The sequence below is a fragment of the Pseudomonas sp. TWI923 genome (assembly GCF_039673365.1).
Classification (GTDB): domain Bacteria; phylum Pseudomonadota; class Gammaproteobacteria; order Pseudomonadales; family Pseudomonadaceae; genus Aquipseudomonas; species Aquipseudomonas sichuanensis.
In genome coordinates this window covers 1-24726 of sequence record NZ_JBDJLM010000074.1, presented here as the reverse complement: position 1 = coordinate 24726, position 24726 = coordinate 1, and the positions used below count along the sequence as shown (strand labels likewise).

At 65.8% G+C, this 24726-nt stretch carries 23 protein-coding genes; 8 read left to right on the top strand and 15 right to left on the bottom strand.

The genetic code is table 11. The features are described from left to right. Window positions 1-221: 221 nt before the first annotated feature. On the bottom strand, window positions 222-1100 hold the full coding sequence (locus ABE459_RS21585) for a Dyp-type peroxidase (protein WP_125464003.1): 879 nt from the start codon (window positions 1098-1100) through the stop codon (window positions 222-224). 182 nt (window positions 1101-1282) lie between these two features. On the opposite strand from ABE459_RS21585, the gene ABE459_RS21580 reads away from it, so the two are divergent. Continuing rightward, on the top strand, window positions 1283-2179 hold the full coding sequence (locus tag ABE459_RS21580) for a bile acid:sodium symporter family protein (RefSeq protein ID WP_125464002.1): 897 nt from the start codon (window positions 1283-1285) through the stop codon (window positions 2177-2179). 113 nt (window positions 2180-2292) lie between these two features. Here ABE459_RS21580 and ABE459_RS21575 read toward each other — a convergent pair whose 3' ends face one another. Beyond that, a complete protein-coding gene (locus tag ABE459_RS21575; RefSeq protein ID WP_323830965.1) occupies window positions 2293-2754 on the bottom strand; it encodes a sterol desaturase family protein in 462 nt (153 codons plus the stop codon). 440 nt (window positions 2755-3194) lie between these two features. Between ABE459_RS21575 and ABE459_RS21570 the strand changes: the two genes are divergently transcribed. Next, the gene (locus ABE459_RS21570; RefSeq protein WP_125464000.1) at window positions 3195-3908 is read left to right on the top strand and encodes an MgtC/SapB family protein; all 714 of its coding nucleotides are present in this window, start codon (window positions 3195-3197) and stop codon (window positions 3906-3908) included. Here the strand turns inward: ABE459_RS21570 and dksA are convergent. The 3 genes from dksA to ABE459_RS21555 form a co-directional block, all read right to left on the bottom strand. Beyond that, window positions 3905-4312 (bottom strand): RNA polymerase-binding protein DksA, encoded by a 408-nt coding sequence (gene dksA, locus ABE459_RS21565; protein WP_258706520.1) that lies wholly within the window; start codon window positions 4310-4312, stop codon window positions 3905-3907. The two genes, ABE459_RS21570 and dksA, sit on opposite strands and share 4 nt — an antisense overlap. Before the next feature lie 135 nt (window positions 4313-4447). After that, entirely contained in the window at window positions 4448-5785 is a 1338-nt protein-coding gene (locus ABE459_RS21560) for a dihydroorotase (RefSeq protein ID WP_323830964.1), read from the bottom strand. 2 nt (window positions 5786-5787) lie between these two features. After that, window positions 5788-6348 (bottom strand): carbonate dehydratase, encoded by a 561-nt coding sequence (locus ABE459_RS21555; protein ID WP_110996531.1) that lies wholly within the window; start codon window positions 6346-6348, stop codon window positions 5788-5790. A gap of 265 nt (window positions 6349-6613) precedes the next feature. Here ABE459_RS21555 and ABE459_RS21550 point away from each other — a divergent pair, with 265 nt between their 5' ends. Then, window positions 6614-7117 carry a GNAT family N-acetyltransferase gene (locus tag ABE459_RS21550; protein WP_258706518.1) on the top strand — a complete coding sequence of 168 codons (504 nt, stop codon included), beginning with the start codon at window positions 6614-6616 and terminating at the stop codon, window positions 7115-7117. A 4-nt stretch (window positions 7118-7121) separates the two neighbouring features. Here the strand turns inward: ABE459_RS21550 and ABE459_RS21545 are convergent, their stop codons facing one another. Next, the gene (locus ABE459_RS21545) at window positions 7122-8690 is read right to left on the bottom strand and encodes a sensor domain-containing diguanylate cyclase (protein ID WP_125858540.1); all 1569 of its coding nucleotides are present in this window, start codon (window positions 8688-8690) and stop codon (window positions 7122-7124) included. A 36-nt stretch (window positions 8691-8726) separates the two neighbouring features. Next, a complete protein-coding gene (locus tag ABE459_RS21540) occupies window positions 8727-9584 on the bottom strand; it encodes a DNA-binding protein (RefSeq protein ID WP_323830963.1) in 858 nt (285 codons plus the stop codon). A gap of 177 nt (window positions 9585-9761) precedes the next feature. Here ABE459_RS21540 and ABE459_RS21535 point away from each other — a divergent pair, with 177 nt between their 5' ends. Continuing rightward, complete coding sequence (locus ABE459_RS21535; RefSeq protein ID WP_323830962.1) at window positions 9762-10592, top strand: alpha/beta hydrolase; 831 nt, start codon at window positions 9762-9764, stop codon at window positions 10590-10592. Window positions 10593-10605: 13 nt separating this feature from the next. Here the strand turns inward: ABE459_RS21535 and ABE459_RS21530 are convergent, their stop codons facing one another. Both ABE459_RS21530 and ABE459_RS21525 read right to left on the bottom strand, forming a co-directional pair. Continuing rightward, entirely contained in the window at window positions 10606-11484 is an 879-nt protein-coding gene (locus ABE459_RS21530) for a LysR family transcriptional regulator (RefSeq protein WP_323830961.1), read from the bottom strand. Further along, window positions 11471-11599, bottom strand: a complete 129-nt coding sequence (locus tag ABE459_RS21525; RefSeq protein WP_258646458.1) for a hypothetical protein — start codon at window positions 11597-11599, stop codon at window positions 11471-11473. Before ABE459_RS21525 ends, ABE459_RS21530 begins: the two co-directional genes overlap by 14 nt. Window positions 11600-11621: 22 nt before the next feature. Between ABE459_RS21525 and ABE459_RS21520 the strand changes: the two genes are divergently transcribed. Beyond that, window positions 11622-12614, top strand: a complete 993-nt coding sequence (locus tag ABE459_RS21520) for an NAD(P)H-quinone oxidoreductase (protein ID WP_323830967.1) — start codon at window positions 11622-11624, stop codon at window positions 12612-12614. 37 nt (window positions 12615-12651) lie between these two features. Here the strand turns inward: ABE459_RS21520 and hchA are convergent, their stop codons facing one another. The 6 genes from hchA to ABE459_RS21490 all read right to left on the bottom strand — a co-directional run bounded on the left by hchA (window position 12652) and on the right by ABE459_RS21490 (window position 19854). Beyond that, complete coding sequence (hchA, locus tag ABE459_RS21515) at window positions 12652-13497, bottom strand: glyoxalase III HchA (protein ID WP_323830960.1); 846 nt, start codon at window positions 13495-13497, stop codon at window positions 12652-12654. 225 nt (window positions 13498-13722) lie between these two features. Beyond that, complete coding sequence (locus ABE459_RS21510) at window positions 13723-14307, bottom strand: nucleotidyltransferase family protein (protein ID WP_323830959.1); 585 nt, start codon at window positions 14305-14307, stop codon at window positions 13723-13725. Next, window positions 14304-15275: an XdhC family protein gene (locus ABE459_RS21505; protein ID WP_323830958.1), complete on the bottom strand. Its 972-nt coding sequence runs from the start codon at window positions 15273-15275 to the stop codon at window positions 14304-14306. The genes ABE459_RS21510 and ABE459_RS21505 overlap by 4 nt, the downstream gene beginning before the upstream one ends. Window position 15276: 1 nt before the next feature. Next, window positions 15277-16488 carry a cytochrome c gene (locus ABE459_RS21500; protein WP_279847838.1) on the bottom strand — a complete coding sequence of 404 codons (1212 nt, stop codon included), beginning with the start codon at window positions 16486-16488 and terminating at the stop codon, window positions 15277-15279. A gap of 2 nt (window positions 16489-16490) precedes the next feature. Then, complete coding sequence (locus ABE459_RS21495) at window positions 16491-17030, bottom strand: (2Fe-2S)-binding protein (RefSeq protein WP_110992682.1); 540 nt, start codon at window positions 17028-17030, stop codon at window positions 16491-16493. Beyond that, a complete protein-coding gene (locus tag ABE459_RS21490) occupies window positions 17023-19854 on the bottom strand; it encodes a xanthine dehydrogenase family protein molybdopterin-binding subunit (protein ID WP_323830957.1) in 2832 nt (943 codons plus the stop codon). The genes ABE459_RS21495 and ABE459_RS21490 overlap by 8 nt, the downstream gene beginning before the upstream one ends. A 387-nt stretch (window positions 19855-20241) precedes the next feature. Here ABE459_RS21490 and ABE459_RS21485 point away from each other — a divergent pair, with 387 nt between their 5' ends. From ABE459_RS21485 to ABE459_RS21475, 3 genes are all read left to right on the top strand, one after another. After that, entirely contained in the window at window positions 20242-22566 is a 2325-nt protein-coding gene (locus ABE459_RS21485) for an EAL domain-containing protein (protein WP_323830956.1), read from the top strand. Beyond that, window positions 22554-23426, top strand: a complete 873-nt coding sequence (locus ABE459_RS21480) for a phosphate/phosphite/phosphonate ABC transporter substrate-binding protein (protein ID WP_323830955.1) — start codon at window positions 22554-22556, stop codon at window positions 23424-23426. The genes ABE459_RS21485 and ABE459_RS21480 overlap by 13 nt, the downstream gene beginning before the upstream one ends. Window positions 23427-23535: 109 nt before the next feature. Continuing rightward, complete coding sequence (locus tag ABE459_RS21475; RefSeq protein ID WP_258706508.1) at window positions 23536-24633, top strand: alkene reductase; 1098 nt, start codon at window positions 23536-23538, stop codon at window positions 24631-24633. Window positions 24634-24726 lie beyond the last annotated feature (93 nt).

The window sequence follows — 24726 nt, the reverse complement described above, 5'->3', positions numbered from 1 at the left end:
GAGCGAAGGGACCCGGAGCGCAGCGGAGGGCCGTATGAATGGAGCGAGCGGTTTTTGGTTACTTTTTTCCAAGAAAAAAAGTAACCCGCCGTAAGGGCGGAAAGGTGACTAAGCGTCGACATCACATATGAATGCGCATACAACTTTCAAAACCAACAAACCAACAAACCAACAAACCAACAAACCAATGGCTAATGGCTAATGGCTAATGGCAACCAGAATCACCCCAACAAAACCCGCAAATCAGCCCCCGCCTCACCCATCGGCGGACACCAGTAATAACCCCCACTCAAAGGCCGGCTGAAGCGGTAAAGCCCATCAACCACCCCATCCTCCAACCCACTCATACGCCGCAACTGCACCTCGAACGCATCCAGCGAATACCCCAGCGCAACAAACGCCAGCCCCGCCCCACGCTCATCGGCCCAAGCCACCGAACGCCGCACGACAAACGCCTCGGGCTCGAAGCTCTCCTGGGCCGTACGCTTGACGTGCGCCGACTCCGGCGCATCATCGAGCTCCTCGTTGTCGCTCAGGCGCCGCCCGATGATGTTGTCTTGCTCATCCTGCGGCAGCGCCTTGAAGTAGTTCAGGTCATGCTTCCACAACTGGAACGCGGCAAAGCTGGAGCCAGCCAGGCCAGGTACGTCACCTGGAACGATGGCGGCATCGACCGCGTCCTGGTCCACCGGGTTTTCCGTACCGTCCTCGTACCCCGTCAGGTCATGCCCGCCGCGGTGCAGGAAACCATCGACGCTATCGACCAGGCGCAGCGCCGGCGCCAGCATCGCTTGCAGCGCCTGGGCACGCAGGAACAGCTCGCCGCGCTCCTCGCCGCGTAGCCACAACCACAGCGCGTGCTGGGTCGCCGGGTTCTCCACCACGGCGTCCAGTTGCGGGAAGCTGCGCAGGCCCGGCACTTCGCGGCCCAGGGCCTTGGCCAGCGGCGCGCCGACGCAGAGGATCAGGCTCTGCCCATCGACTTCGGCGATCAGCTGGTCGAGCACGGTGGGCAAGGCCTCATGGCAATCGAGGGCGAAGAACAGGTGGCGGGCATGGGCCGGCACCGGGGTGGCAAGCAGACCTTGCTGGAACGGCATGACAGGCTAATCCTTCGGCAAAACGCAGATGCTACTGCGCCAGGCGCAGCATCGCAACGCGGCGCAGGGCCGCTGTGTCCGTGGCTTTGGTAATAAATGGTTACCAAGTATGGCCCTTTGCGATTAGCTATCGTTCAGCCGCCACCTAGACTGCTCGGGATCCTTCGCCCGAGAGACCACCCATGACCGCCTCGCCGCTGCTCACCGCAATCCTGCCACTGGCCCTGGGCATCATCATGCTCGGCCTGGGCCTGTCGCTGACCCTGGCCGATTTTGCCCGGGTGGTGAAATACCCCAAACCCGTGGTCATCGGCCTGGCCTGCCAGATCCTGCTGCTGCCCCTGGTCTGCTTCCTGATCGCCAACGGCTTTGGCCTGGAGTCGGCGCTCGCAGTGGGCCTGATGCTGCTGGCCGCCTCCCCTGGCGGTACCACCGCCAACCTGTTCAGCCACCTGGCCCATGGCGACGTGGCCCTGAACATCACCCTCACGGCCGTGAACTCGCTGATCGCCATCCTCACCATGCCGCTGCTGGTCAACCTGTCGCTGATCTGGTTCATGGAGTCGGACCAAGCCATCCCGCTGCAATTCGCCAAGGTGATGCAGGTGTTCGCCATTGTCCTGCTGCCGGTGGCGCTGGGCATGCTGATCCGCCACTGGGCGCCGCGCTTTGCCGCGCGCATGGAGAAACCGATGAAGCTGGTGGCGGCGCTATTTTTGGCCTTCACCATCGTCCTGGCGCTGGCCAAGGACTGGCAGACGGTGGTCGAGTACGCACCGATCGTGGGTGGCGCCGCGCTGCTGTTCAACGTACTCAGCCTGGGGGTGGGTTACTGGCTGCCACGGCTGCTGAGCATCCCGAAACGCCAGGCGATCGCCATCGGCATGGAAATCGGCATCCACAACGGCACCCTGGCCATTGCCCTGGCACTGAGCCCTTCGCTTTTGAACAACGCGACCATGGCAGTGCCAGCGGCGATCTACAGCCTGATCATGTTCTTTACCGCGGGGGCCTTTGGCTGGTGGGTGAGCCGGGGGCGTGGAGTGGAGACGGTTACCGAGCAGAAGGCCGTAAGCTGATCCAAGGACTTTGCACGTCCACTGTAGGAGCGGCCTTGTGTCGCGATAGGGCTGCAGAGCAGCCCCGGCGATTTCTGCTTTCACGCTGAGATCCTGGGGCCGCTTCGCGGCCCTCAGCGCTGCCGGCGCTTCAACTGCTGTTTCAAAATCCGCAACGGCGGCGCATAGAAGAACCCGAACGACACACTGCCCTGACGGCCTTTCACCGCATGGTGCAACTGATGCGCCCGATGCAGGCGCTTGAGGTAACGGTTGACCGGCTTCGGCGCCCGTGGCCAATGCCGGTGAAAAAAGCCGTCATGGGCCAGCACGTAGGCCACGCCATACCCCGCCACGCCGCCGCCCACCCACTGCAAAGGCGCGTGCCCGGCCTTGCCCAGTGCCACCAGCGCCGTGGCGATCAAGCCCAGGGCGACAAGATACAGGTCATTGGTTTCCAGCATGCCCAGCTGCGGTTCATGGTGCGAGCGGTGCAGCCACCAGCCCCAGCCATGCATGACGTACTTGTGGGCCAGCGTGCCGACGCCCTCCATGGCCACCAGGGTGCCGAACAGCACGGCGAGATTGAACAGCATGGGACGGTCCGGGGGTTGGCAACGAAAAGCGCAAGGGTACCATTGCCCAACGCCGATGTTCCATGAAGGCCGCCCACCTGCACGCGCCCGCCGTAACACAATTGTCATGCGCCCAGCCTTGACCCTGCCAGGTTCAAGGCGTAAGGTCCGCCGCGCATTCAAGCATCCCCCGCACAGGAGACCCCTGCATTGGACAGTAGCCCCAGTCGCTTGCGACAGGCCCACATGGCGAGCTAGTCCGGCAGTGTCCCTGCCACTGTCTCGCCGCACTCGGTAGACGGTGGTTTCCTCAGGTCTTTGACGACCTACCCTTCCTCCTCTTCCCCGCCCCGCCACTTCGTTGGCGTGCCGGCCCGTGGTCCTGCGCATTCACCGTTTTCACCCGCGCCGCCGTGCAAGCGGCGCCTGCATGGGCCAAGGCCTGTGGAACGAGGTTCGCTATGGATTGGAAAATCTTTCTGCTGCGCGTGAGCGTGGCCCTGGTACTCGGCGCGCTGATCGGCGCCGAGCGGCAACTGCGTCAGCGCCTGACCGGCCTGCGCACCAACGCGTTGGTCAGCACCGGCGCCTGCCTGTTCGTGCTGATGACCCAGGCCGTGCCGGGCATGAGCCCCAGCGATGCCTCGCGCATCGCCGCCTATGTGGTGTCGGGCATCGGCTTTTTGGGCGGTGGCGTGATCATGCGCGACGGCTTCAACGTACGCGGCCTGAACACCGCCGCGACCCTCTGGTGCACCGCCGCGGTCGGGGTGCTGTGCAGCCTTGGCCTGTTGCTGGAGGCCGCGTTGGGCAGCCTGGTGGTGCTGTGCGCCAATATCCTGCTGCGTGACATCGCCCAACGCCTGGACCGCCAGGAGGTGGTGCCGGCCAGCGAGGTCGAGCAGCGTTTCGAAGTGCGCATCGTCTGCCGCGCCGAGGACGAGATCCAGGTGCGCAGCCTGATGCTGCACAGCCTCAGCGACCCAGGCCTGCGCCTGCAGTCGCTGCACAGTGAGGACCTGGCCGACCCGGCGCGCCTGGAAGTGCGCGCCGAACTGTTGGGCAATCCGCAGGCGCCCGCCACGCTGGAACGCCTGGTCAGCCGGGTGAGCCTGGAGAAAGGCGTGAGCTCGGTGCGCTGGCAGCTGCAGGCCCTGGCGCTGAACAGCGATTAACCGTCGTGGCGCAGATGCCGCTCCCGCAGCTCCTGGCGCTCCTTGGCCTCGATGCTCAGGCTGGCGGTGGGCCGCAGCAGCAGGCGGCGCAGGCCGATCGGCTCGCCGGTTTCCTCGCACCAGCCGTACTCGCCACGGGCCAGGCGCTCCAGCGCCTGGTCGATCTTGTCCAGCAGCTTCTTTTCGCGTTCCAGCGAGCGTAGCTGCCAATGGCGTTCTTCCTCGGCGCTGCCGATATCGGCCGGGTCGCTGTGCACTTCCTGCTCGCGCAGGGCGCGAAACTCACTGTCGATGCGGGCCTGCAGCGCGTCGCGTTCGGCCAGCAGCAGATTGCGGAAGTATTGGCGTTGAGGTTCGTTCATGTAGGCGCTGACAGGCTGGCGCAGCAGTTCGTCTTCGGTCATTGGTGTACTCCTGTTGAATTTCGGGGGGCGCGGTGCGCCCCTTTCGCGGCGCAAGGCCGCTCCTACAGGGCATCGCGTCCCACTGTAGGAGCGGCCTTGTGCCGCGAAAGGGCTGCGCAGCAGCCCCAGAATCGGTCAGCGCTCGAACATCAATGGCAGCCCCTGGCAGCCGTCCTGCACCCGCCCCTCGTGCCAAGCCAATTGCCCGGAGACCACCGTGCTGCGCACCACATGGTGAAAACTGCGCTGCGCAAACGGCGTCCAGCCGCAAGGGGCCAGCACTGGATCGGCCGCCACCGGGCGCGGCACAGCCAGGCGCTCTACCAGGGCAAAGTCGGCCCAATACCCTTCACGCAAGAAGCCTCGCTCACGAATGGCGAACAGCTCGGCCACCGCGTGGCTGGTCTTGCGCACCATCTGCGCCAAACTCAAGGCCCCCTCGCTGACCAGCTCCAGCGCCGCCGGTAACGCGTGCTGCACCAGCGGCAAGCCGGCCGGCGCGCGGCTGTAGGTTCGGCGCTTTTCCTCCAGCGTGTGCGGCGCATGGTCGGTGCCGATCACGTCGATGCGGTCCTCGGCCAGCGCCCGGCGCAGCGCTTCGCGGTCGCTGGCGGTCTTGATCGCCGGGTTGCACTTGATCAGATGGCCGAGGCTGGCGTAGTCGCTGTCGTCGAAATGCAGGTGGTGCAGGCACACCTCGGCGGTGATGCGCTTGCCGGCCAGCGGGCCGGGCTCGAATAATGCCAGCTCCCGCGCGGTGGTGAGGTGCAGCACGTGCAGCCGGGTGCCAAAGCGCCGGGCCAGCTCGACGGCCAGGCTGGACGAGCGATAGCAGGCCTCGGCATCGCGAATCAGCGGGTGCGCGGCCGGTGGGATGAACTCGCCGTGTCGGTCACGCCACCAGGCCTCGTTGTCGAGGATGCTGGGCGTGTGTTCGCAATGGGCAAGGACGATGGTCGGCGCATAGACGAACAGTTTTTCCAGCACCTGCGGGTCGTCCACCAGCAGGTTGCCGGTGGACGCCCCCATGAACACCTTGATCCCGGCCACCTCGCGTGGGTCGAGGGCGGCAATGGTGTCGAGGTTGTCGCGGCTGACGCCGAAGTGAAAGCCATAGTTGGCCTGCGACCCCGCCGCCGCCCGGCGCCGCTTGTCGGCCAGGGCCTCGCGGGTCAGGGTCGGCGGGCTGGTGTTGGGCATGTCCATGAAACTGGTGATGCCCCCGGCCACCGCCGCCCGCGACTCGCTGGCGATGCTGCCTTTGTGCGGCGCGCCCGGTTCGCGAAAATGCACCTGGTCGTCGATCATCCCCGGCAGCAGGAAGGCGCCCTTGGCGTCAATCTCCCGATCTGCGCGCACGTTGTCGATGCTTGCGTCGATCCGCTCGATGCGACCGCGGCGCACCAGCAAGTCGGCGTCGAACTCACGCCCCTCGTTGACCAGCCGGGCATTGCGTACCAGCAACGTGTCCATGCTCAGAACTCGTTGTGCAGGGCCTTGTAGCCCTGCACCAGGTCGATGTTGGTGCGCGCCACGTCCTCGGAGAACTCCGAGGCCGAAACGCTCACCGGCGGGTAGCTGGCAAGGTCGGTGTGCGGGCCGATGTGTTCGGTGGGCGGCACGTAGAAACGCGCCGGCAAGTCGCGGCCATCGACCACCGAGTTGTGCCGCACCACGCTGCCGTCACCCACCTTGCAGTTGAACAGCACGCTGTTGAAGCCGATGAACACCCGGTCGCCGACCTCGCACGGGCCGTGCACGATGGAGCGATGGGCAATGGAGCTGAATTCGCCGATACGCACGGCGGCGCCGGACTTGGAGTGGATCACCACGCCATCCTGGATATTGGAGTTGGCGCCGATGACGATGGGCTGCATGTCGCCGCTGGCATCCACCTCGTCGGCGCGGATCACCGCGTAGGGGCCAACGAACACGTTGTCGTGGATGATCACCTTGCCGCAGATGATCGCGGTGTGGTCGATGTAGGCCGAGGCGGCGATTTCGGGGAGATGGCCGGAGGGGTTTCTGCGGATCACGGAGGGAGACCTTGGTCGGTGAGAGCTACAAATGTTACGTTATAACAATTACAATGCAAGTACTCTCGACAGGCCTAATCGCTGGCAAGCCAGCTCCCACACAACGAACTTGCACGGCCGCTCCTACAAATACAGTTGCGCCTACCTCGATCGCATAACCCTGTGGGAGCTGGCTTGCCAGCGATTAGGCCGGCCCAGGCCAGCATCGATCTTGATCACCTCTGGCTTTAAGGCACAATCCCACTACCCACCTCGAGCCCCTGCCATGACCGTTCGCCCCACCCTCGCCACCGACCTCCCCCTGCTGCCCGCCATCGAACGCTCCGCCGCCCAGGCGTTCAGGCAGTACCCGACACTGGCCTGGCTGGCCGACAGCGAGGTCATGGATGAAGCAGCGCATGCCGAATTTTTCCTGGCGGGCACCAGCTGGGTGGCGGTGGATGCGCAGGACCGGCCATTGGGTTTCCTGTGTGCCAACCGTGTCGACGCGGTGCTGCACATCGATGAGCTGTCGGTCCGCCAGGACGCCCAGGGCCAAGGCCTTGGCCGGCAGTTACTGGATCGGGCGGTAACAGCGGCGCGCCAGCTCGGGCTGCAGGCAGTGACCCTGACCACCTTTGGCGAAGTGCCGTGGAATGGGCCGTTCTACCAGCGTTATGGGTTCGAACGGCTGGGGGATAAAGCGCTGGATCAGCGCCTCAAAACGATATTGGCAGGCGAACGGGCGCATGGGCTTGAAGATCGTTGTGCCATGCGGCTAGCCGTTTAGACGCTCAGGGCTGCACACCGACCTCCACACTGCCCGCCAGGCAAAACCGGTCCCTGCCCTGGTGCTTGGCCTGATACAGCGCCGCATCCGCCGCAGCCATCAGGTTTTCTGGTGTCACCGCCTCCAGGGTGGGCGCCCCCACGGCGATGCCGGCACTGACCGACACCTGCCCCAGCGGGCTGCCAGCGTGTTCGATGGCCTGGCGGCGCAGCAGTTGCAGGACTTCCTGGACGATCTGGCTGGCGCCCTGGGCATCGGTATTGGGCAGCAACAGGGTGAACTCCTCGCCGCCATAGCGCACCGCCAGGTCGCCCGGGCGCTTGAGCACTTGCTTCAACAGCCCGCCAAAACGCCGCAGGCACTCATCGCCGGCCAGGTGCCCATAGCGGTCGTTGTAGGCTTTGAAATAGTCGAGGTCGAGCATCACCAGCGCCACCGCATAGCCCTGCCGACGCGCCCGACGCAGCTCCGGCTCCAGCACCGCGTCCAGCCGCCGGCGGTTGCCCAGCCCGGTCAAACTGTCGGTGAGGGCCAGCGCCTTGAGCGTCTGGTGTGCCTGGTGCAACGCCCGCTCGATGACGATGCGTTCGCGTAACTGACGCAGCACCACCCAGCCAAAGCCGGCCACCCCGACCAACAGCAAAACCAGCACCACCAGCGACTTGAGCATGTCATGGCGCCACGGCGCGATGATCGACTCGCGGGACAACCCCGCCTCCACCACCAACGGGTAGCTCGACAACGCGCGAAAGCCATACAAGCGTGGAGTGCCATCGACCACCGCCACCGCCTCGGCCACGCCTTCGCTGGCATAGGGCAGGTATTTGCGGAAGATATCGCTGCCCGCCAGGCTGCGGCCTATCACCTGCTCGACGAATGGCCGGCGCACGAGGATGGTGCCGTCGCGCTTGGCCAACACCAGGGCGCCGCGCTCGTCGATCTTGAAGTCGCCGTAGTAGCGCACGAACCAATCGACCTTGATAGTGCCCAGCAACACCCCGGCAAAGCGGCCGTCAGGGTAGTCCAGGCGGCGCGAGATGGGGATGATCAGGTCATTCGTCGAGCGGCTGCGCACCACCTCGCCGATGCGTACCTGGCGGTCGGCGTGGGTGCGGTGGTAGATGAAATAGTCACGGTCGGCGTTGTTGGCATTGGCCGGCACCACGTCCTGGTCGGTGACCACCCAGCTGCCGTCCGGCGCGTAGACGAACAACCCGTGCAGTTGCGGCATGATCTGCACCTGCTGCTTGAGCAACGCATGCAGGCGCGGCCGGTCGATGTGCTCGAAGCCATCGCCTTCCAGGCGCTCGGCCAGCGCCGCGGTAATGGCGTCGACCTGGCGGATGGCATCCTCGGCGTGCTGGGCGGTGGCCCGGGCCAGGTTGGTCACCGCGTTCTCGGCGTTGAAAAAGGCCTGGCGGTAATCGCGCCAGATCCGCCAGCCCTCGATCAGCATGAAGGCCAACATCACCACGGCCATGAAACCCAGCACCAGGCGGAACAACGCCACGGCACGGCCCTCGCCGGTCACGGCAAAGGCGCCCTCCTCAGTCTGCTTCCTGGCTGCGCACATCTGGATCCCTTGTCATCCAACCCTCGACGGCAATGACTATAGCCTGCCCGGTGGCAGCTCAGGGGGTGCAGCCCCCTGCTGGATGGCGCGCAGTTGGGCCAGTTGCTGGTCGCGCTCGGCGCACTGACGGCGCAGTTCTTCGCCGGCACCCTGGGCCTGGGCAAGGATCGCGCGCAAGCCCTGCACCTGGGCATCGCGTTGCTCCAGCTGGCCGTCAAGCAGAGTGCATTGCGCAACCGCCTGGCGCTGCTCGGCCAGCAGGCGTTCGTTGTCGCGGTGCAGGCGGGTCAGCTCTTCCTGACGGGCGATGCCACCCTGCTGCAGGGTTTGCAACTGGCCCTGCAACTGCCGCACCTGGGTGTCGACACGCCGCTGCTGGTCTTCAAGCGAGCGAATTTGCGCGTCCTTGTCGGCCAGGCGCAGTTGCAGCTCACCGAGCGCCTGATCAAGGCTGGCGCTGCGCAACAGTTCCGCCTGCAGGCTGGCCTGGGTGGTGGCCAGTTTGTCCGACTCGGCCTGCAAGGCACTGGCCTGAACCTGGTGCTGCTGATGGGCAGCGGCCAATGCGCGTTGGCTCAGCTGCAGTTGTAGCTGCAACTGCGCGCACTGTTCGTTGTGCAGCGCCTCGGCCGCGTCGATGCGCGCCTGCCCTTCTTTTTGCAGTTGCGCCGCCAGTTGCGCGACCAGCCGCGTCAGCGGCTCGCTCAGGCTGGTGCTGTCAGCCAGCCCGACGGGCTGCTGCTCAAGGGATTTGAGGTGCCGGTGAATGGTGGTTTTAGAGCCGGTATTACCAAGTTCGATACGTATTGCATCAATGGTGGGATGCTCGCCCCTGGCCATCAGCGATTGCTGAGCCTGCTGAACTTGCGCTTTGCTGATGCCGGCCCGGGCCATGCTGTCTCCAATACTTCGTTGCGTGGTACGTATTACGTAATTGGCGTGAATTCTGCACCTGCGCGGGGTTCATTACAAGACGGAAGGTCATAGGCAAACGCCGTTTGCTCCTACAGTTGTTCGACGGCCTTACAACTCAGGCTGCCTGCGCAGGCTCATCACACAGGAGAAGCGATCATGGGCTACGTCACGACGAAAGACGGTGTGGAAATCTTCTACAAAGACTGGGGGCCACGGGACGCCAAGGCCATTCACTTCCACCACGGCTGGCCGCTCAGCGCTGACGACTGGGATGCCCAGTTGCTCTACTTCCTGGCACGCGGCTACCGGGTGATCGCCCATGACCGCCGTGGCCATGGCCGCTCAAGCCAGGTGTGGGATGGCCACGACATGGACCATTACGCCGACGACGTGGCAGCCGTGGTCAACCACCTGGGCAGCCAGGGCGCCGTGCATGTCGGGCATTCCACCGGCGGTGGCGAAGTGGTCCGCTACCTCACCCGCCATCCGCAGGACAAGGTGCCCAAGGCCGTGCTGATCAGCGCGGTGCCACCGCTGATGGTGCAGACCGAGAGCAACCCCGGCGGCCTGCCGAAATCGGTGTTCGACGATTTCCAGGCCCAGGTCGCGGCCAACCGCGCGCAGTTCTTCCACGATGTGCCCGCCGGGCCGTTCTACGGCTACAACCGGCCCGGGGCGAAACCGGCCGAAGGGGTGATCCTGAACTGGTGGCGCCAGGGCATGATGGGCAGCGCCAAGGCGCACCACGATGGCATCGTCGCCTTCTCCCAGACCGACTTCAGCGAAGACCTCAAGCGCATCGACATCCCGGTACTGGTGATGCATGGCGATGACGACCAGATCGTCCCCTATGAAAACGCTGGGGTGCGCTCGGCCGAATTGCTGCGCAACGGCACGCTCAAGCTCTACCAGGGCTACCCCCACGGCATGCCGACCACCCATGCCGAGACCATCAACGCCGATCTGCTGGCGTTCGTGCGCAGTTGAACAGGTGCCTTCGTCAGCCAGCCGATGGCATGGCGAAGGCACGTACCAGCGCCTCGATCACCACCCGCACCCGTGCGGTGTGGCGCAAGTCCTGATGGGTGACCAGCCACACCTCATAGGGCTTGCGTCGCGCACGGGCCGGCCACAGCCGGCGCAGGCCGTCGCGCTCGCCGAGCTCGATGGGGATTTCACCGATACCCAAACCGCTGGCGATCGCCCGCCGCAACATCAGGTTCGAGCCCACCGCCAGCGCCACCCGCGCCTGGCCTATCGGCTCATCCACCAAAGTCGGTGACGGGTTGCCGCGCCAATACGGCTCGTAGACCACCAGCTCATGACCGTTGAAACCCTCGCCCTCGCCCGGCTCGCCACAGCGCTGCACATAGCTGTCGCTGGCGAACAGGCCCAGCGACCAGCTGGCCAGCTTGCGCAGGACCAGGTCCGGGTTGTCGGGGCGCAGGTTGCGGATGGCGATATCGGTTTCGCGCTGGGACAGGTTGACCAGCTCCGAGCCACTGGCAAGGATCACCCGGATCTGCGGATGGCTCTGCTGCAACTGCGCCAGGGCCGGCAAGACAAAGTCGCAGGCCAGCGAATCGGTGGTCGCTATGCGCACCTCCCCGGCCAGCTCGTTGTCGGTGCCCTGCAGCCGTGCGGCCAATTCCAGCGCCGCGCGCTCCATCTGCTGCGCCAGTTCCGCCGCCAGTTCGCCGCTGGCCGTCAATTGATAACCCGCGGGCGTACGCAGGAACAGGGTCGAGCCCAGGTCGGCTTCCAGCGCCGCCACCCGCCGCCCCACCGTGGCCTGATCGACCCGCAGCACCCGCGCCGCCCGGCGCAAGGTGCGTTCGCGGCTCAGTGCCAGCAGCATGCGTGCGTCATCCCAATTCATCAGCGCGTTCCTCGAAGAAAATCTGCAACGGTGCGCCGCAAAATCGCCGCGCGACCGCCGGGAGGTTGTTGCCTACCCTGTGCGGCACGTTGTTCAGAATGACAGAGGTCACCATGCGTCACATCCTCCCCCGCCACATGACTGCCATCGAGATCACCCAGCCCGGCGGCCCGCAGGTCCTGCAGCCGACCACCCGCGACACGCCACGGCCTGGCCCGCGCGAAGTCCTGATCGAGGTCCACGCCGCCGGCGTCAACGGCCCGGACCTGCTGCAACGCAAGGGCCTGTACGACCCACCCGCCGGTGCCTCGGACATCCCCGGCCTGGAAATCGCAGGCAAGGTGGTGGCACTGGGCGAACAGGTCAGTCGCTTCGCCCTCGGCGATGCCGTGCTGGCCCTGGTAACCGGTGGCGGCTATGCCGAATACGCCGTGGCCGATGAGCGCACCACCGCGCACCTGCCCCAGGGGCTGAGCATGATCGAAGCGGCGGCGCTGCCGGAAACCTTCATGACCGTATGGGTCAACCTGTTCCAGCGCGGCGGTTTCAAGGCCGGTGACAGCATCCTGATCCATGGCGGCGCCTCGGGCATCGGCACCACCGCCACCCAACTGGCCAAGGCCTTTGGTGCAAGGCAGATCTTCACCACGGTCAAGGACGCAGCCCAGCAGGCCGCCAGCCTTGAACTGGGCGCTGATGTGGCCATCGACTACACCCGCGAAGACTTCGTCGAGCAGGTGATGCTGCACACCCAGGGCAAGGGCGTGGATGTAATCGTCGATATCATTGCCGGCGACTACGTGGCGCGGAACTTCCAGGCCGCCGCGATGGATGGGCGCATCGTGCAGATCGGCGTGATCAAAGGGCCGGCCAGCGAGGTGAACCTGTTCCCCATGCTGACCAAGCGCCTGACCCATATCGGCTCGACCCTGCGTGCCCGCAGTGCCGACGACAAGGCGGCGATTCTCGCCGAGCTGCAGGCTCAGGCCTGGCACCACGTGCACAGTGGCGCGGTCAAGCCGCTGATCCACGCCACCCTGCCGCTGGCGGCGGCCAGCCAGGCCCATGCATTGATGGAGTCGGGCCGGCACATCGGCAAGGTGGTGTTGAGCGTGGCGCACGAGGGCTGAGCCGCCCAAGGCGCCACTGTAGTGACAAGCGTGCCGATCACCCGCCGTTGGCAGCTTTGAGCAGCGCCGCGGCGGCCAGTTTGCCCAGCGCATTGCCCGCCAGCGGGCTGTCGCCGGTGAGCAGCTTGCGGTCCTGGTGAACGGCGCCGGAAATACCGTCGTTGATGATTTCGACGCCACAGGCCTTGAGGCGCTCGCCGAACTTCCAGGTCAGGTGGCCGGGCATGTAGCCGATGTCCGGGGTCTTGGCATCCAGATCATCGGGGAAGGCACACATCTTGTAGCCCTTGTACAGGTGCCCGGCGGCCAGCAACGCGGCCGGGCCGTGGCACAGGCTGATGACGAACTTGTCGTGGTCGGCGGCCCATTGCAGCACTTGCCCGACTTCCTTGCTGTGCGGCAGGCCGATCAGCGCGCCATGGCCACCGGGGATGAACACACCGATGTAGTCGGCCAGCGAGCCCTCGAGCACCTCGGCCAGCTTGCGTGGTTGCTTGAACGCCTTGCGGTAGCGCCCGAATAGGCCCAGCACCTCTTTGTCTTCACCGGGCATGGCCCAGTATTCGAACTTGACCGGGTTGCCCGACAGGGTGGCCACGTCGAAGGCGAAGCCGGCCTTGTCCAGGTGGTACATGGGCAGCAGGGTTTCCACCGGGTGGTTGCCGGTGGAGAACAGCGTGCCGTTGTCGGTGAGCAGGTAGCGCTCATCGGCACCGATCAGCAGGATTTTCCAGCGCCCGCCTTTATAAGGGGCTGGGTAGTTGGCGCCACTGAGGTCGGACTTGCTGGACGTGAACTGGCTGAGGGAATACGGCGAGGGAAAGAAGGCGTTGTCTTCGGCCGGGTCTCGTTGTGGGCGTTTGTCGTCAGGTGAGGTAGTCATTGCTGTACTCCTGTGCCTGGGGTGGGTAATTGGGTCCCTGCTAGGAGGCCACCGGATGAGCGTTTGAAGGTTCGCCCTCACCGGTGGCGTGATTCTATGCGACGTCGCAACCTCTGTAGGAGCGGCCTTGTGCCGCGAAAGGGCTGCGCAGCAGCCCCAGCAATACTAGAGGTAATTCGAGAGCCTGGGGCCGCTGCGCGCCCCTTTCGCGGCACAAGGCCGCTCCTACAGCGATCGAGAAATGCCCTGAACCAGCGCAGCAGGTGTATCGACGTCGCGCAACACCCCACTGTCGTCCACGTCCAACCCCCTTACGCGATCACGGTGCCGTTGCAGCACCGAGCGCGCCCCTTCATCACCGCACAGCTTGGCCAGCTCAGGCCAATAATCATGGCCGAACAGCACCGGATGGCCGTTCTGGCCCTGGTAGCGCGGCACCACGATAGCTCCCGGATCCGTCGCCTCGACCAGGCGACGGTAGGTTTGCGGCAAGATCCAGGGCATGTCCCCCAGCACGATGGCCGCCGCCTGAGCATCGCAGTCGCTCAACGAAGCAGCACCGGCCGCCAGGCTGTGCCCCATGCCCAAACCCGCATCGGGGCTAGGGACGATGTAACAAGTGGCAGGCAACCCCAGCACGTCGGCACTCTCGCCGTCGCGAAGTACCACCCGCACCTCGTCGAACACCGCCAGGGCCCGCTCGACGCTGTGCTGCAACAAGCTGCGGCCATCACCAAGCACGGCGCGGCGCTTGTCCGCGCCAAAGCGCGAGCCCTGCCCCGCCGCCAGTACCAGCGCGACGACCGTCACAGTGCCTCGCGGCCAATGCCGCTACGGGTCCGCAGGATATCGGCGAGCACCGCCAGGGCGATTTCCGCTGGGGTCTTGCTGCCCAGGTTGAGGCCGATGGGCGCGTGGATGCGGGCCATCTCGGCATCGCCGAGGCCGCCGATGCGGCGCAGGCGTTCACGGCGTTTTTCCGAGGTGGCGCGTGAGCCCATCACGCCTATATAGAAAGCTTCGGTCTGTACGGCTTCGAGCATGGCCAGGTCATCGATCTTCGGGTCATGGGTGAGCGCCACCACCGCCGTGTCGCGGTGGCAGCCACCGTTGGCGATGAATAGCGAGGGCAGTTCCCGGCGGATTTCTATCCCGTCTAGCACCACGTTGTCCATTACCTCGTCACGCGGATCACACAGCACTACCTCAAAGCCCAGGCCCTTGCCGAACTCGGCGCAGAAGTGCGCGACGCTCGAATACCCCGCCAGCAGCAGGCGCTGGGCGGCGCCAACGCGCAGGCGCACGCTGGCTTCGCCCTGCTCCACCCGCGGCCCCTGGCTTTGATCGTCGTGCAACTGGCGCGTACCGCTGCGCAGGTTCACCTCGCGCAACAACCGGCGCCGGCCCAGCAGCGCCGACTCCAGTTGCGCCAGGTGAGCCTGGGTGTCGCAATCCCCCGGCAGGTGCTCGACCAGCACATCGAGAATGCCGCCACAGGGCAGGCGGATGTTCGAACGGGTGTCGCTGCCGTCGCCATAGCGCACGACGGCAACGGCATCGACGAACTCGCCGGCGGCGACGCGTTCGAGGAAGTCCTCCTCGACACAACCGCCGGACAGCGACCCCACCCAGTGCCCGCCCTCGCTCACGGCCAGCAACGAGCCCGGCGCGCGGGGCGCCGAGCCATAGGTGCAGAGCACGGTGCACAGCCATACGCGCAAGCCGTCACGCGACCACTGCGCCGCCTGTTGCACCACCTGCAGGTCGAGATGCTGCACGTCAGTCCGCCTTCAGCTGGGCCAGCTGTTGGGTGGTCAGGTCGCCCGGCAAACCGCCCCAGGCTTCACGCAGGTAGTTGACCATGTCGGTCAGCTGCTGGTCGTCGAGCTTGTCGGCGAAACCCGGCATCGGCTGCATGCGCTCGAAGCCGGTGAACTGCTGTTCGCGGATACCGTCGACGATGGCCTTGACCAGGTTTCGCGAGTCGGCCTGGCGCAGCACGGTGTTGCCCTGCATGGCCACGGCGATGTGTGGCTTGCCCTCGCCATCGACGCCGTGACAGCCGGCGCAGACGTTGAGGTACTGCTGGCGACCGCGCTTGGCGCTTTCGCCCAGGGTTTCATGGGCCACCGCCTGCACCACCTTGGCCGCCGGCGGCTGGTCGCCCAGCAGGTAGGTGGCCATGGCCGACAGGTCGCTGTCTTCCAGGTGCTGGGTGCTGTGGTGCACCACCGGGTACATCTCGTTGAACATGCTGCCCTGGGCACTCATGCCGTGCTTGAGGAAGGTGGCCAGGTCCGCCTGGTTCCAGCCGCGTTCGGCCAGGTCCTTGGCCAGCAGGCTCGGCGCCAGGTAGCCCAGCAGCAGGCCGCCGGTCAGGCGCTTGTCCTGCTGCAGCGCGCCAATCGGGTTGCGCGGGGTATGGCATTCGCCACAGTGGCCGAGCACTTCGACCATGTACTGGCCGCGCTTCCAGGCTTCGCTGTTGCCCTTGCCCTCTTCCAGTTGCACGCTCTTGCCATAGAGCATGTTCCAGCCCATCAGGCCGGTGCGCACGTTGAACGGGAAGCTCAGGCTGGTTTGCGGTGCCGGGCGATTGATCGGTGCCACGGTCATCAGGTAAGCGTGGATGGCGTCCGAGTCCTCACGCTTGACCAGGTGGTACGAGGTGTAGGGCATGGCCGGGTACAGGTTGGCGCCATCCTTGCGCTTGCCCTCGGTCAGGGCGGCGAAGAATTCGTCGGTGCTGTAGTTGCCGATGCCGTACTGCTTGTCCGGGGTGATGTTGGTGCCGTAGATGGTACCGAACGGCGAATGGATCGGCAGGCCGCCGGCATAGGGCGCGCCGCCCTCGGCCGTGTGGCAGGCCATGCAGTCGGCCGCGCGGGCGAGGTATTCGCCGCGCTTGACCAGTTGCTCATCCGCCGCCTGCGCGCCGCACGCCAGCACCAGGCCTACAGCCAGGGCCAGGCCATTGAAAACACGGGTCATGCTCAGCCCTCCTTGACCAGGCCGAGGTCGCCCAGCACATCGCGGGTGGCCTCGTAGTAGCGCACGTAGCCGGTGCAGCGGCACACATGGTGGCCGAGGCTGGCTTCGATGGCGTCTTCCAGCTCGCTCTTTTTCAGCGGCTTGCGCTGCGCCTTCTCCACCAGCACGGTGGCGGCGTTGACGAAGCCTGGGGCGCAGTAGCTGCACTGGAAAGCGAAGCGGTCGACGAACTTCTGCTGGATCGGGTTCAGCTCGGTGAGGTTGCCGGCCTCGTCGCGCTTGGCGTGGCCTTCGATGGTGCGCACCTTCTTGCCCTCGAAGTAATGCGCGCCGGTGATGCAGGTGCGCACTTCCTCGCTGGTGCCGTCGGGGTTGTCGACGATCACCACGCAGGCATGGCAGATGCCCTGGCCGCAGCCCAGGCGCGAGCCGGTGAGGTTCTGGTATTCGTGCAGATAGTCGAGCATCGCCAGGTCATCGGGGACCACTTCGGTGACGACAGGTTGACCGTTGAGGGTCAGTTGCAGCTTGCGGTCAGCCATTGAGGGCCTCCTTGACGCGGGCGGGGGTGATGGGCAGGTCGCGGACACGCTTGCCGATGGCATGGGCCACGGCGTTGCCGATGGCGCCGACCACCGGGATCATCACCACTTCGGCGATGCCCTTGGACGGGTCGGTGGGCGACAACGGCGGCAGGATTTCCGAGGTCTGCTGCCACACCGCCACATGCTTGGCCATCGGCAGGCGGTAGCGGTTGAAGTTCCAGTCGCCCTCACCCGGGCCACCCTCGTACAAGGGCATTTCTTCCAGCAACGCGTGGCCGATACCCATGGCGATGCCGCCTTCGAGCTGGCCCTTGACCAGCTCGGGCACCAGCACCCGGCCGCACTCGACCCAGCTGTGGTGGTTGAGCACGCTCACCTCGCCACTGCCCTTGTTCACCTTCACTTCGACGATGGTCGCCACCGGGCTGTAGTAGGTGACCATGGCGTTGTTCAGCTGGGTCGCCGGGTACATGGCGTTCTGCCGGTCGAGCAGGTGGAAGCCGGCGCTGTTCATCTGCGCTTTCTTGGCGTTCACCGCGCCGTCGCCGTACTTGACCGCCAGGGCATCGAGCGGCAGGCGCTCGCGCACGCCGTCGATGACGAAGTCGGCCTCGGCCCAGCTCCAACGGTTGAAGCCGTGCACGCTGACGCCGGTGACCAGGCCCATTTCATGGGCCTTCCTGGCCAGCGTGGCGAACGGAATCGGTGCCAGGCCGTTACCGGTCAGTTCACCGTTGACCCACACCGCGTTCTCGCGGCGCACCACCAGCGGGTTGGCCTGGCCGCCATAAGGGCCCTGGCGCCACAGGGCCATGGCCGCCGGCCACAGGCCGTGGTTGAACAGCACGCGGGCCGCTTCGCGGGTGGCGTGGCTGAAGTAGAACGCCGAGTTGGTCGCCGACGACGGCGACGCCAGCTTGCCGACCCAGCGCGGGTTGCGTAGCGCGGCGTCCTGCTCGGCCTGGCTGATCAGGTAGGGGTTGCCGCTGGTGCTCAGTTGCAGCTCTGGCCATTCGGTCTGGGCGGTCTGCACCTGGTCGGCAACGCGGCCGAGAAAGTCACTGACCACCAGGGCCTGGGAGGTCGACATGCCGGTGCCCAGTTCGGTACCGATGTGGCGCAGGGTGATCTGGCCGTCGGCCGTGAACTCCACCGCCGCCATCGGCGCTTCCGAGCCGGTGCCAAAGTCTTTCTGGGTGATGGCAAAGCCCACGCCATACCAGTTGTCGTGGTCCTTGGCGTCCATGGCTCGCTTGCGCTCATGGCGGTTTTTCCACCACTCATGGGCGCTGGCCTTGTCGAGGATCTCGTGCAGGCGCAGGGCACCGGCCGGGACCGCACCCTGGGTATTCTTCATGCCCGACTTGAGCGCGTTCTTGCGCCGCAGCTCGATGGCATCGACACCCAGGCGGTCGGCAATCTCATCGACCATCATCTCGGTGGCGGCCATGCTCTGCAGGGTGCCGTAGCCGCGCATGGAACCAGCCTCGACACCACGGGAGTGGTAGGCGGTGACGGACAAGTCGTTCTGCGGCATGTAGTAGATCGACTGCGCCGCGGTGGCACCCACTGCCGCCACCGACGGGCTGTAGTTGATGCGCCCGCCGCCGTCGACGCTCATGTCGGCGCGGAAGATCTTGAAGCTCAGGTCGTTCTTGTCCACCGCCAGTTGGTAGCGGATGTCGAACGGGTGGCGCTTGATGCCGCTCTGGAACTGCTCGTAGCGGTCGTTGGCCAGGCGGATCGGCACGCCCGCGCCGTACAAGGCAGCGACGGCGGCGTAGAACACGAAGATGTTGTTGTCCTTGGAGCCGTAGCCCACGGTGTAGCCGGGGTGCATGTTCAGGTTCTTCAGGCCGAAGCGCGACGGCTTGATCATGTGCACGCATTCCTGCGCCACTTCGAACGGGCACTGGGTGGCCACGACGAAATGCAGGGTGCCGGTAGCCGGGTCGTACCAGCCGTTGCCGTTGTCCGGCTCCAGCGCCGCCGGCTCGATCGACGGGGTCTTGTAGCGCTCGTCGAACAGCAGCCAGTTTTCCGGCGGCTGCTTGAGCTGCTCGTCGATGCGCTGGGCGTAGAACATCCCCTGCTCGGTGAGGTTGCCGTGCTGCTTGGGCTCGGCGGTCCACACCGGTTTGCGGGCGAGGATGGTGGGGAACAGCATGGTGTTCTTCAGGCTCGAGTATTCGTCCTCGTCGAACGGCGTGTTGCCGCCCACGCGCACGAAGCGGAAGCTGCCGTAAGGGTCGCGCTGGTACAGCGGGGCCTGGGCGCCGTAGCGGATGGCCTGGTCGTTGAACTGCAGCTTGAGCTTGGCCTTGCGAAAGCGCTCGAAGTCGTTCCAGATGAGGATCGCCACCGGGTGGCCGATGAACATCGGCACCTGGCCGGGGGGCAGCAGCGGGTCCGGCGAGTGGGCTTCGGGCCAGGCAATGCCGTCCTTTTTCAGGTCGTCGGCGGTGACGATGCGGTCCGGCTGCAGCTCGGCGCCCAGCAGCGACAGGTCGTAGCCTGCGTAGATGCGGTCGGCCTTGGTGGCCTTGAGCAGCATGGCGTGGCCCTGCTGCTGCGGCCAGCCGGGCATGTCCTTGGCGCGGATGTCACGGGCGAACACCTTGTTGCCGCACACCTTGGACAGCGCGTCGTTACGGAAGCGCGCCTTGCCGTCGTGGTTCATCCACTTTTGCGGTGAGGTGGTGACGCGGTCTTCCATCAGGGCGGCGAAGGCCTGGCTGCCAAGCGGCGCCATGGTCACGCCGACACCGGCGATCAGCCCGCCTTGCAGGAACGAACGCCGGGAAATTTCACGGTTGGACATGGTTGATCCTCTGGGCAGTCAGGCGCTGCCCATGCTTTGTTCTGGTGCTTGTGAAGCGCGAAGGGCGCGCACGATCACAAAAATTGACTATCAAGTCAAGATACAACTCTTGTTACATCGCTTGAAGTCAAGCAGACAACTTGTCGCGGCAAGGGCCAGGATTCGCGGTTTTTGTAGGAGCGGCCTTGTGCCGCGAAAGGGCCGCAGCGCGGCCCCCGGATTTTTGGTTCGCCACAAAATCCATGGGGCCGCTGCGCAGCCCTTTCGCGGCACAAGGCCGCTCCTACAGGTCCCATGACTGGAATGAGGCAATGTGCCACCAGTCATTAGCCTGTCATCTTTCTGTCGTATTTTTCAGCGCTCACCCAGGGCAGGGGAAAACCAGCAGTGATCCGCCGTTCTCTCTCATCCGCAGGGCTGTTGCCGCTGCTGCTGTTGATGCTGTGCGCCGTCACCCTGACCTTCCTCTGGGGGCTGCACATCAACCAGAAAGCCGCCACGCGCCAGGATGCACTGTCGGCAAAAGCTGCCGAACATCTGAACCTGGCAAGTATCGTCGGCGAAAACCTGCGTCAGCTGGTGGACCGTGCCCAGGCCGTGGGCCGCGTTACCCAGGACGACATGAAGCGCCTGCGCCAGGGCAACCTGAGCCTGGCCCGGCTGCTGGCCGAAGACCCGGTGTTCAAGCGCATGAGCCTGTACGACCGCCATGGCCGGCTGCTCTCCTCCAGCCATGCCGACGAGCCCGGGCAACTGCCCGAGGCCTGGCTCGACCAGCTCAAGCGGCATGTCGGGCAGTACGGCTTCAAGGCCTTCCTGCCCCGCGCCCAGCCTGCGGGCAACAGCACCCTGCCCAACTGGCGCCTGCCGTTCCTGCTGCCACTGACCGACCTGCCGGGCCGCGAGATCGACAACATCCTCGTGGTGCAGTTGGACATCGGCTACCTGGCGGTACTGTTCCAGCACATCGACCTGGGCCGCAGCGGTCTGGTGCGCCTGCTGCAGGACGACGGCCAGGAGCGTCTGCGCATCGACAGCAGCGGCGTGGTGGTGGCCGGCCAGACTTTGGTACCTGGGCTGCCGGGCAGCGGCGAAGACGCCGGCCAGCTCACCCAGTACAGCCTCGACGGCGCCTTCCAGAGCCTGTATCGGCGCATGCCCGAGCGCGGTTTCAGCGTGATGGTCAGCCAGCGCCAGGACGAAATCCTCGCCTCCGCCAGCCGCACCACCAATCGCCAGTTCTGGCTGAACCTGAGCATGACCCTGCTGATCCTCACCAGCCTGGCCTGGGGCCTGCGCCTGCTGCACAAACGCCAGGAGGCCTTCACCGAGCTCGAGTACGCGCAGCAGGTCAACCAGCAACTGATCGGCCGCCTGGAAGACGAGCACCGGCGCAGCAGCCATGCCGCCGCCACCGACCACTTGAGCGGCCTGCACAATCGCCGCCAGTTCGTCGAAGTGGCCGCCCAGGCGCTCACCCGCCAGCGCGGCAAGCGCCGGTTGCTGGCCATCCTGTTCATCGACATGGACCGCTTCAAGTCGATCAACGACTCCCTCGGGCACAAGATCGGCGACCTGCTGTTGCAGGCCGTGGCCGGGCGTATCCAGCGCCTGCTGGAGCCCGGCGACGAGGCCTCGCGCTTTGGCGGCGACGAGTTCGTGGTGCTGCTGGCCGGCGAGCGCAGCGAGGAGCAGATCGACGGCTGGGTGCGCGCCCTGGTGGAGAAACTCTCGGCCACCTACGCCCTCGACGGCCAGGAGGTCAACACCAGCCCCAGCGTGGGCGTGAGCATCTGCCCCCGCGACGGCCAGGACATCGACGCGCTGATCCGCTGCGCCGACGCCGCCATGTATTCGGCCAAGCAGGCCGGGCGTGCCCAGTACCGCTTCTTCGACCCGTCGCTGAACCTCTCCGACATCCAGGCGTTCACCCTCGAGCAGGCCTTTGGCAGCGCCCTGGGCGAGCGCCAGTTCGTCCTGCACTTTCAGCCGCAGATCCGCCTCGACACCTTGCAGGTGCTGGGCTACGAAGCGCTGGTGCGCTGGGACCATCCGCAATTCGGCCTGCTCTACCCCGACCGTTTCATCGGCCTGGCCGAGCGCAGCGGGTTCATCGTCGAACTGGGCTGGGAGGTCCTGCGCCTGGCCTGCGAAGAGCTGGCACGCTGGGCTGCGCGCGATCAGGCCGCGCACCTGGCGGTCAATGTGTCGGCGCTGCAACTGCGCCAGGGTGACTTCAGCGCCCGGCTGTTGGCCGAACTCGATTACTACGGCATCGCCCCCCAGCGCCTGGAACTGGAGATCACCGAAACCACCGTGCTCGAACCCCAGGGCACGGCGGTGGAGCACCTGCATCGCCTGCGCGCCGCCGGCATCGGTATCAGCCTGGACGACTTCGGCCGTGGCTATGCAGGGTTTGCCCATCTGCAGGCACTGCCGCTGTCCAGGCTGAAGATCGACCGCTCGCTGATCGCGCCGCTGTGCAACAGCTACGACGACAGCCCGATCGTGTCTTCGACCATCATCCTGGCCAAGCGCCTGGGCCTGGAAGTGGTGGCCGAAGGCGTCGAGACCCGCGAACAGGTGGTGTGCCTGAAACTCGCCGGCTGCGACATCGCCCAGGGCTACCATTTCAGCCGGCCGCTGTCGCCGGCCCAGTTGCACGAATACCCCCCCTTCATCGGCAACGAGGACAAGGCATGCGTGTACTGAAATCCCTCGGCGCCCTGGCGCTGGCGCAGTTGCTGGCGGGCCCCGCGCTGGCCAACTGCACGCCCCACAGCCTGCGCCTGGCGGTGATCCCGATCAAAAACGTCGAAGCCATGACCCGCGAGCACCAGCCCCTGGTCGAGCGCCTGAGCAAGGCCGTCGGCGTGCCGGTGGAACTGGTGATCAGTGCCTCCTACGAAAGCGTGGTGGATGCCATCGTGTCCGGCGGCGCCGACATCGCCCGGCTGGGGCCGGCCTCCTATATCCTCGCCCGCCAACGTGACCGGCGCATCGAGCCGTTCGCCACCTACACCCTCGCCGCTGGCACCTATACCCCGGCGGGCAACCATTACCAGGCGCTGCTGCTGACCCGCGCCGACGGCCCGAGCAGCCTCAACGCCGTGCGCGGCACGCGGGTTGCGCTGAGTGACCCGGCCAGCACTTCGGGCAGCCTGGTGCCCAGCGTCGAGTTCGCCGCCCTGGTCAGCACTCCACTGCCGCGTTACTTCGCGGCGCTGGTGTACGCCGGCAACCATGACAAGGCGCTCGATGCGCTGCTCGAAGGGCGGGTCGATGCCGCCTTTGTCGCCAGCGAGCGGGCCGACGCCTACCTGGCCAGCCACGCTATCGACCCGGCAAAGCTGCGCGTGCTGTGGCGCTCGGCGCCAATCCGCTACGACCCCTACGTGTTCAGTGCCAGCCTGTGCCCGGCGCTGAAGCAGCGCCTGCGCCGGGCGATGCTCGATGATCCCAAGGCATTGGCCGGGTTCGTGGCGTCCCAGGACGCCACCGGGCTGGTGCCGGTGGGGCACAAGGATTACGCGGGGCTTGAACGAATGATGGCGCCGACACTGCATCCTTGATGCCTTTGCCGAGCATTGGGGAGCGCCATGCCGGGGTATCGGGAGCCCCTTTCCCCAATCATCTCGGTATCGTGCGCGCCATCGAAAACACCTTGCGATGGCAGCCCCAATGAAACTCTTCGAACCTCTCAAAATCGGCCCTCTGACCCTGCCCAACCGAGTCTTCATGGCCCCCCTCACCCGCCTGCGCAGCCTGGAGCCGGGCGACGTGCCGACCGCGATGATGGCCGAGTACTACGGCCAGCGGGCCAGCGCCGGGCTGATCATCAGCGAAGCCACGCAGATCTCGTTCCAGGCCAAGGGCTATTCCGGTTCGCCCGGCATCCACACCGCCGAGCAGATCGCCGGCTGGCGCCAGGTCAACGAGGCCATCCACCAGCGCGGCGGGCACAGCGCAGTGCAGGTGTGGCACACCGGGCGGGTGTCGCACACCTCGCTGCAACCAGGTGGCGAAGCGCCGGTGGCGCCTTCTGCCTTGCCGGCCAATGCGCGCACCACGCTGCGCGACGAGAACAGCCAGCTCATCCGCGTCGACACCTCGACCCCACGCGCCTTGAGCGAAGCCGAGATCGCCGGCATCGTCGCCGACTTTGGCCAGGCAGCGGCCAATGCCCGCGAAGCCGGCTTCGATTTCATTGAGCTGCATGCGGCCCACGGTTACCTGCTGCACCAGTTCCTGACCCCCAGCGCCAACACCCGCGACGACCGTTACGGCGGCAGCGTGGAAAACCGTGCGCGCATCGTGCTCGAAGCGGTCGATGCCGCGATTGCCCAGTGGAGCGCCGAGCGCGTGGGTATCCGCATCTTCCCGCTGGGCGGTTTCAATGGCATCGATAACGGTGAAGATCAGGAAGCCGCGGGGCTGTACCTGATCGGCGAACTGGCCAAGCGCAACCTGGCCTACCTGCACCTGTCCGAGCCGGACTGGGCCGGTGGCAAGCCGCTGCGCGATGAGTTCCGAGAGGCGATCCGCGCTGCCTATCCCGGGGTGATCGTCGCTGCGGGCGCCTACACCGCCGAGAAAGCAGAAGACTTGCTTGCACGCGGGTTGATCGATGCGGTGGCCTTTGGCCGGGCGTTCATTGCCAACCCGGATTTGGTCGAACGGCTGCAGCAGCAGGCGCCGCTGAACGCGCACCGGGCGCAGTTCGACTATGCCAATGGGGCTGAGGGGTATACGGATTATCCATTCCTGCGCCAGGCATAGCCTGTTCGGGCCAAATCGCGGGGGCAACCCCCACCCACCAAGGTTTGGGGAAAACAGAAAAAAGAGGTGCGGGCGTGCCCCCCCAAAAAATTT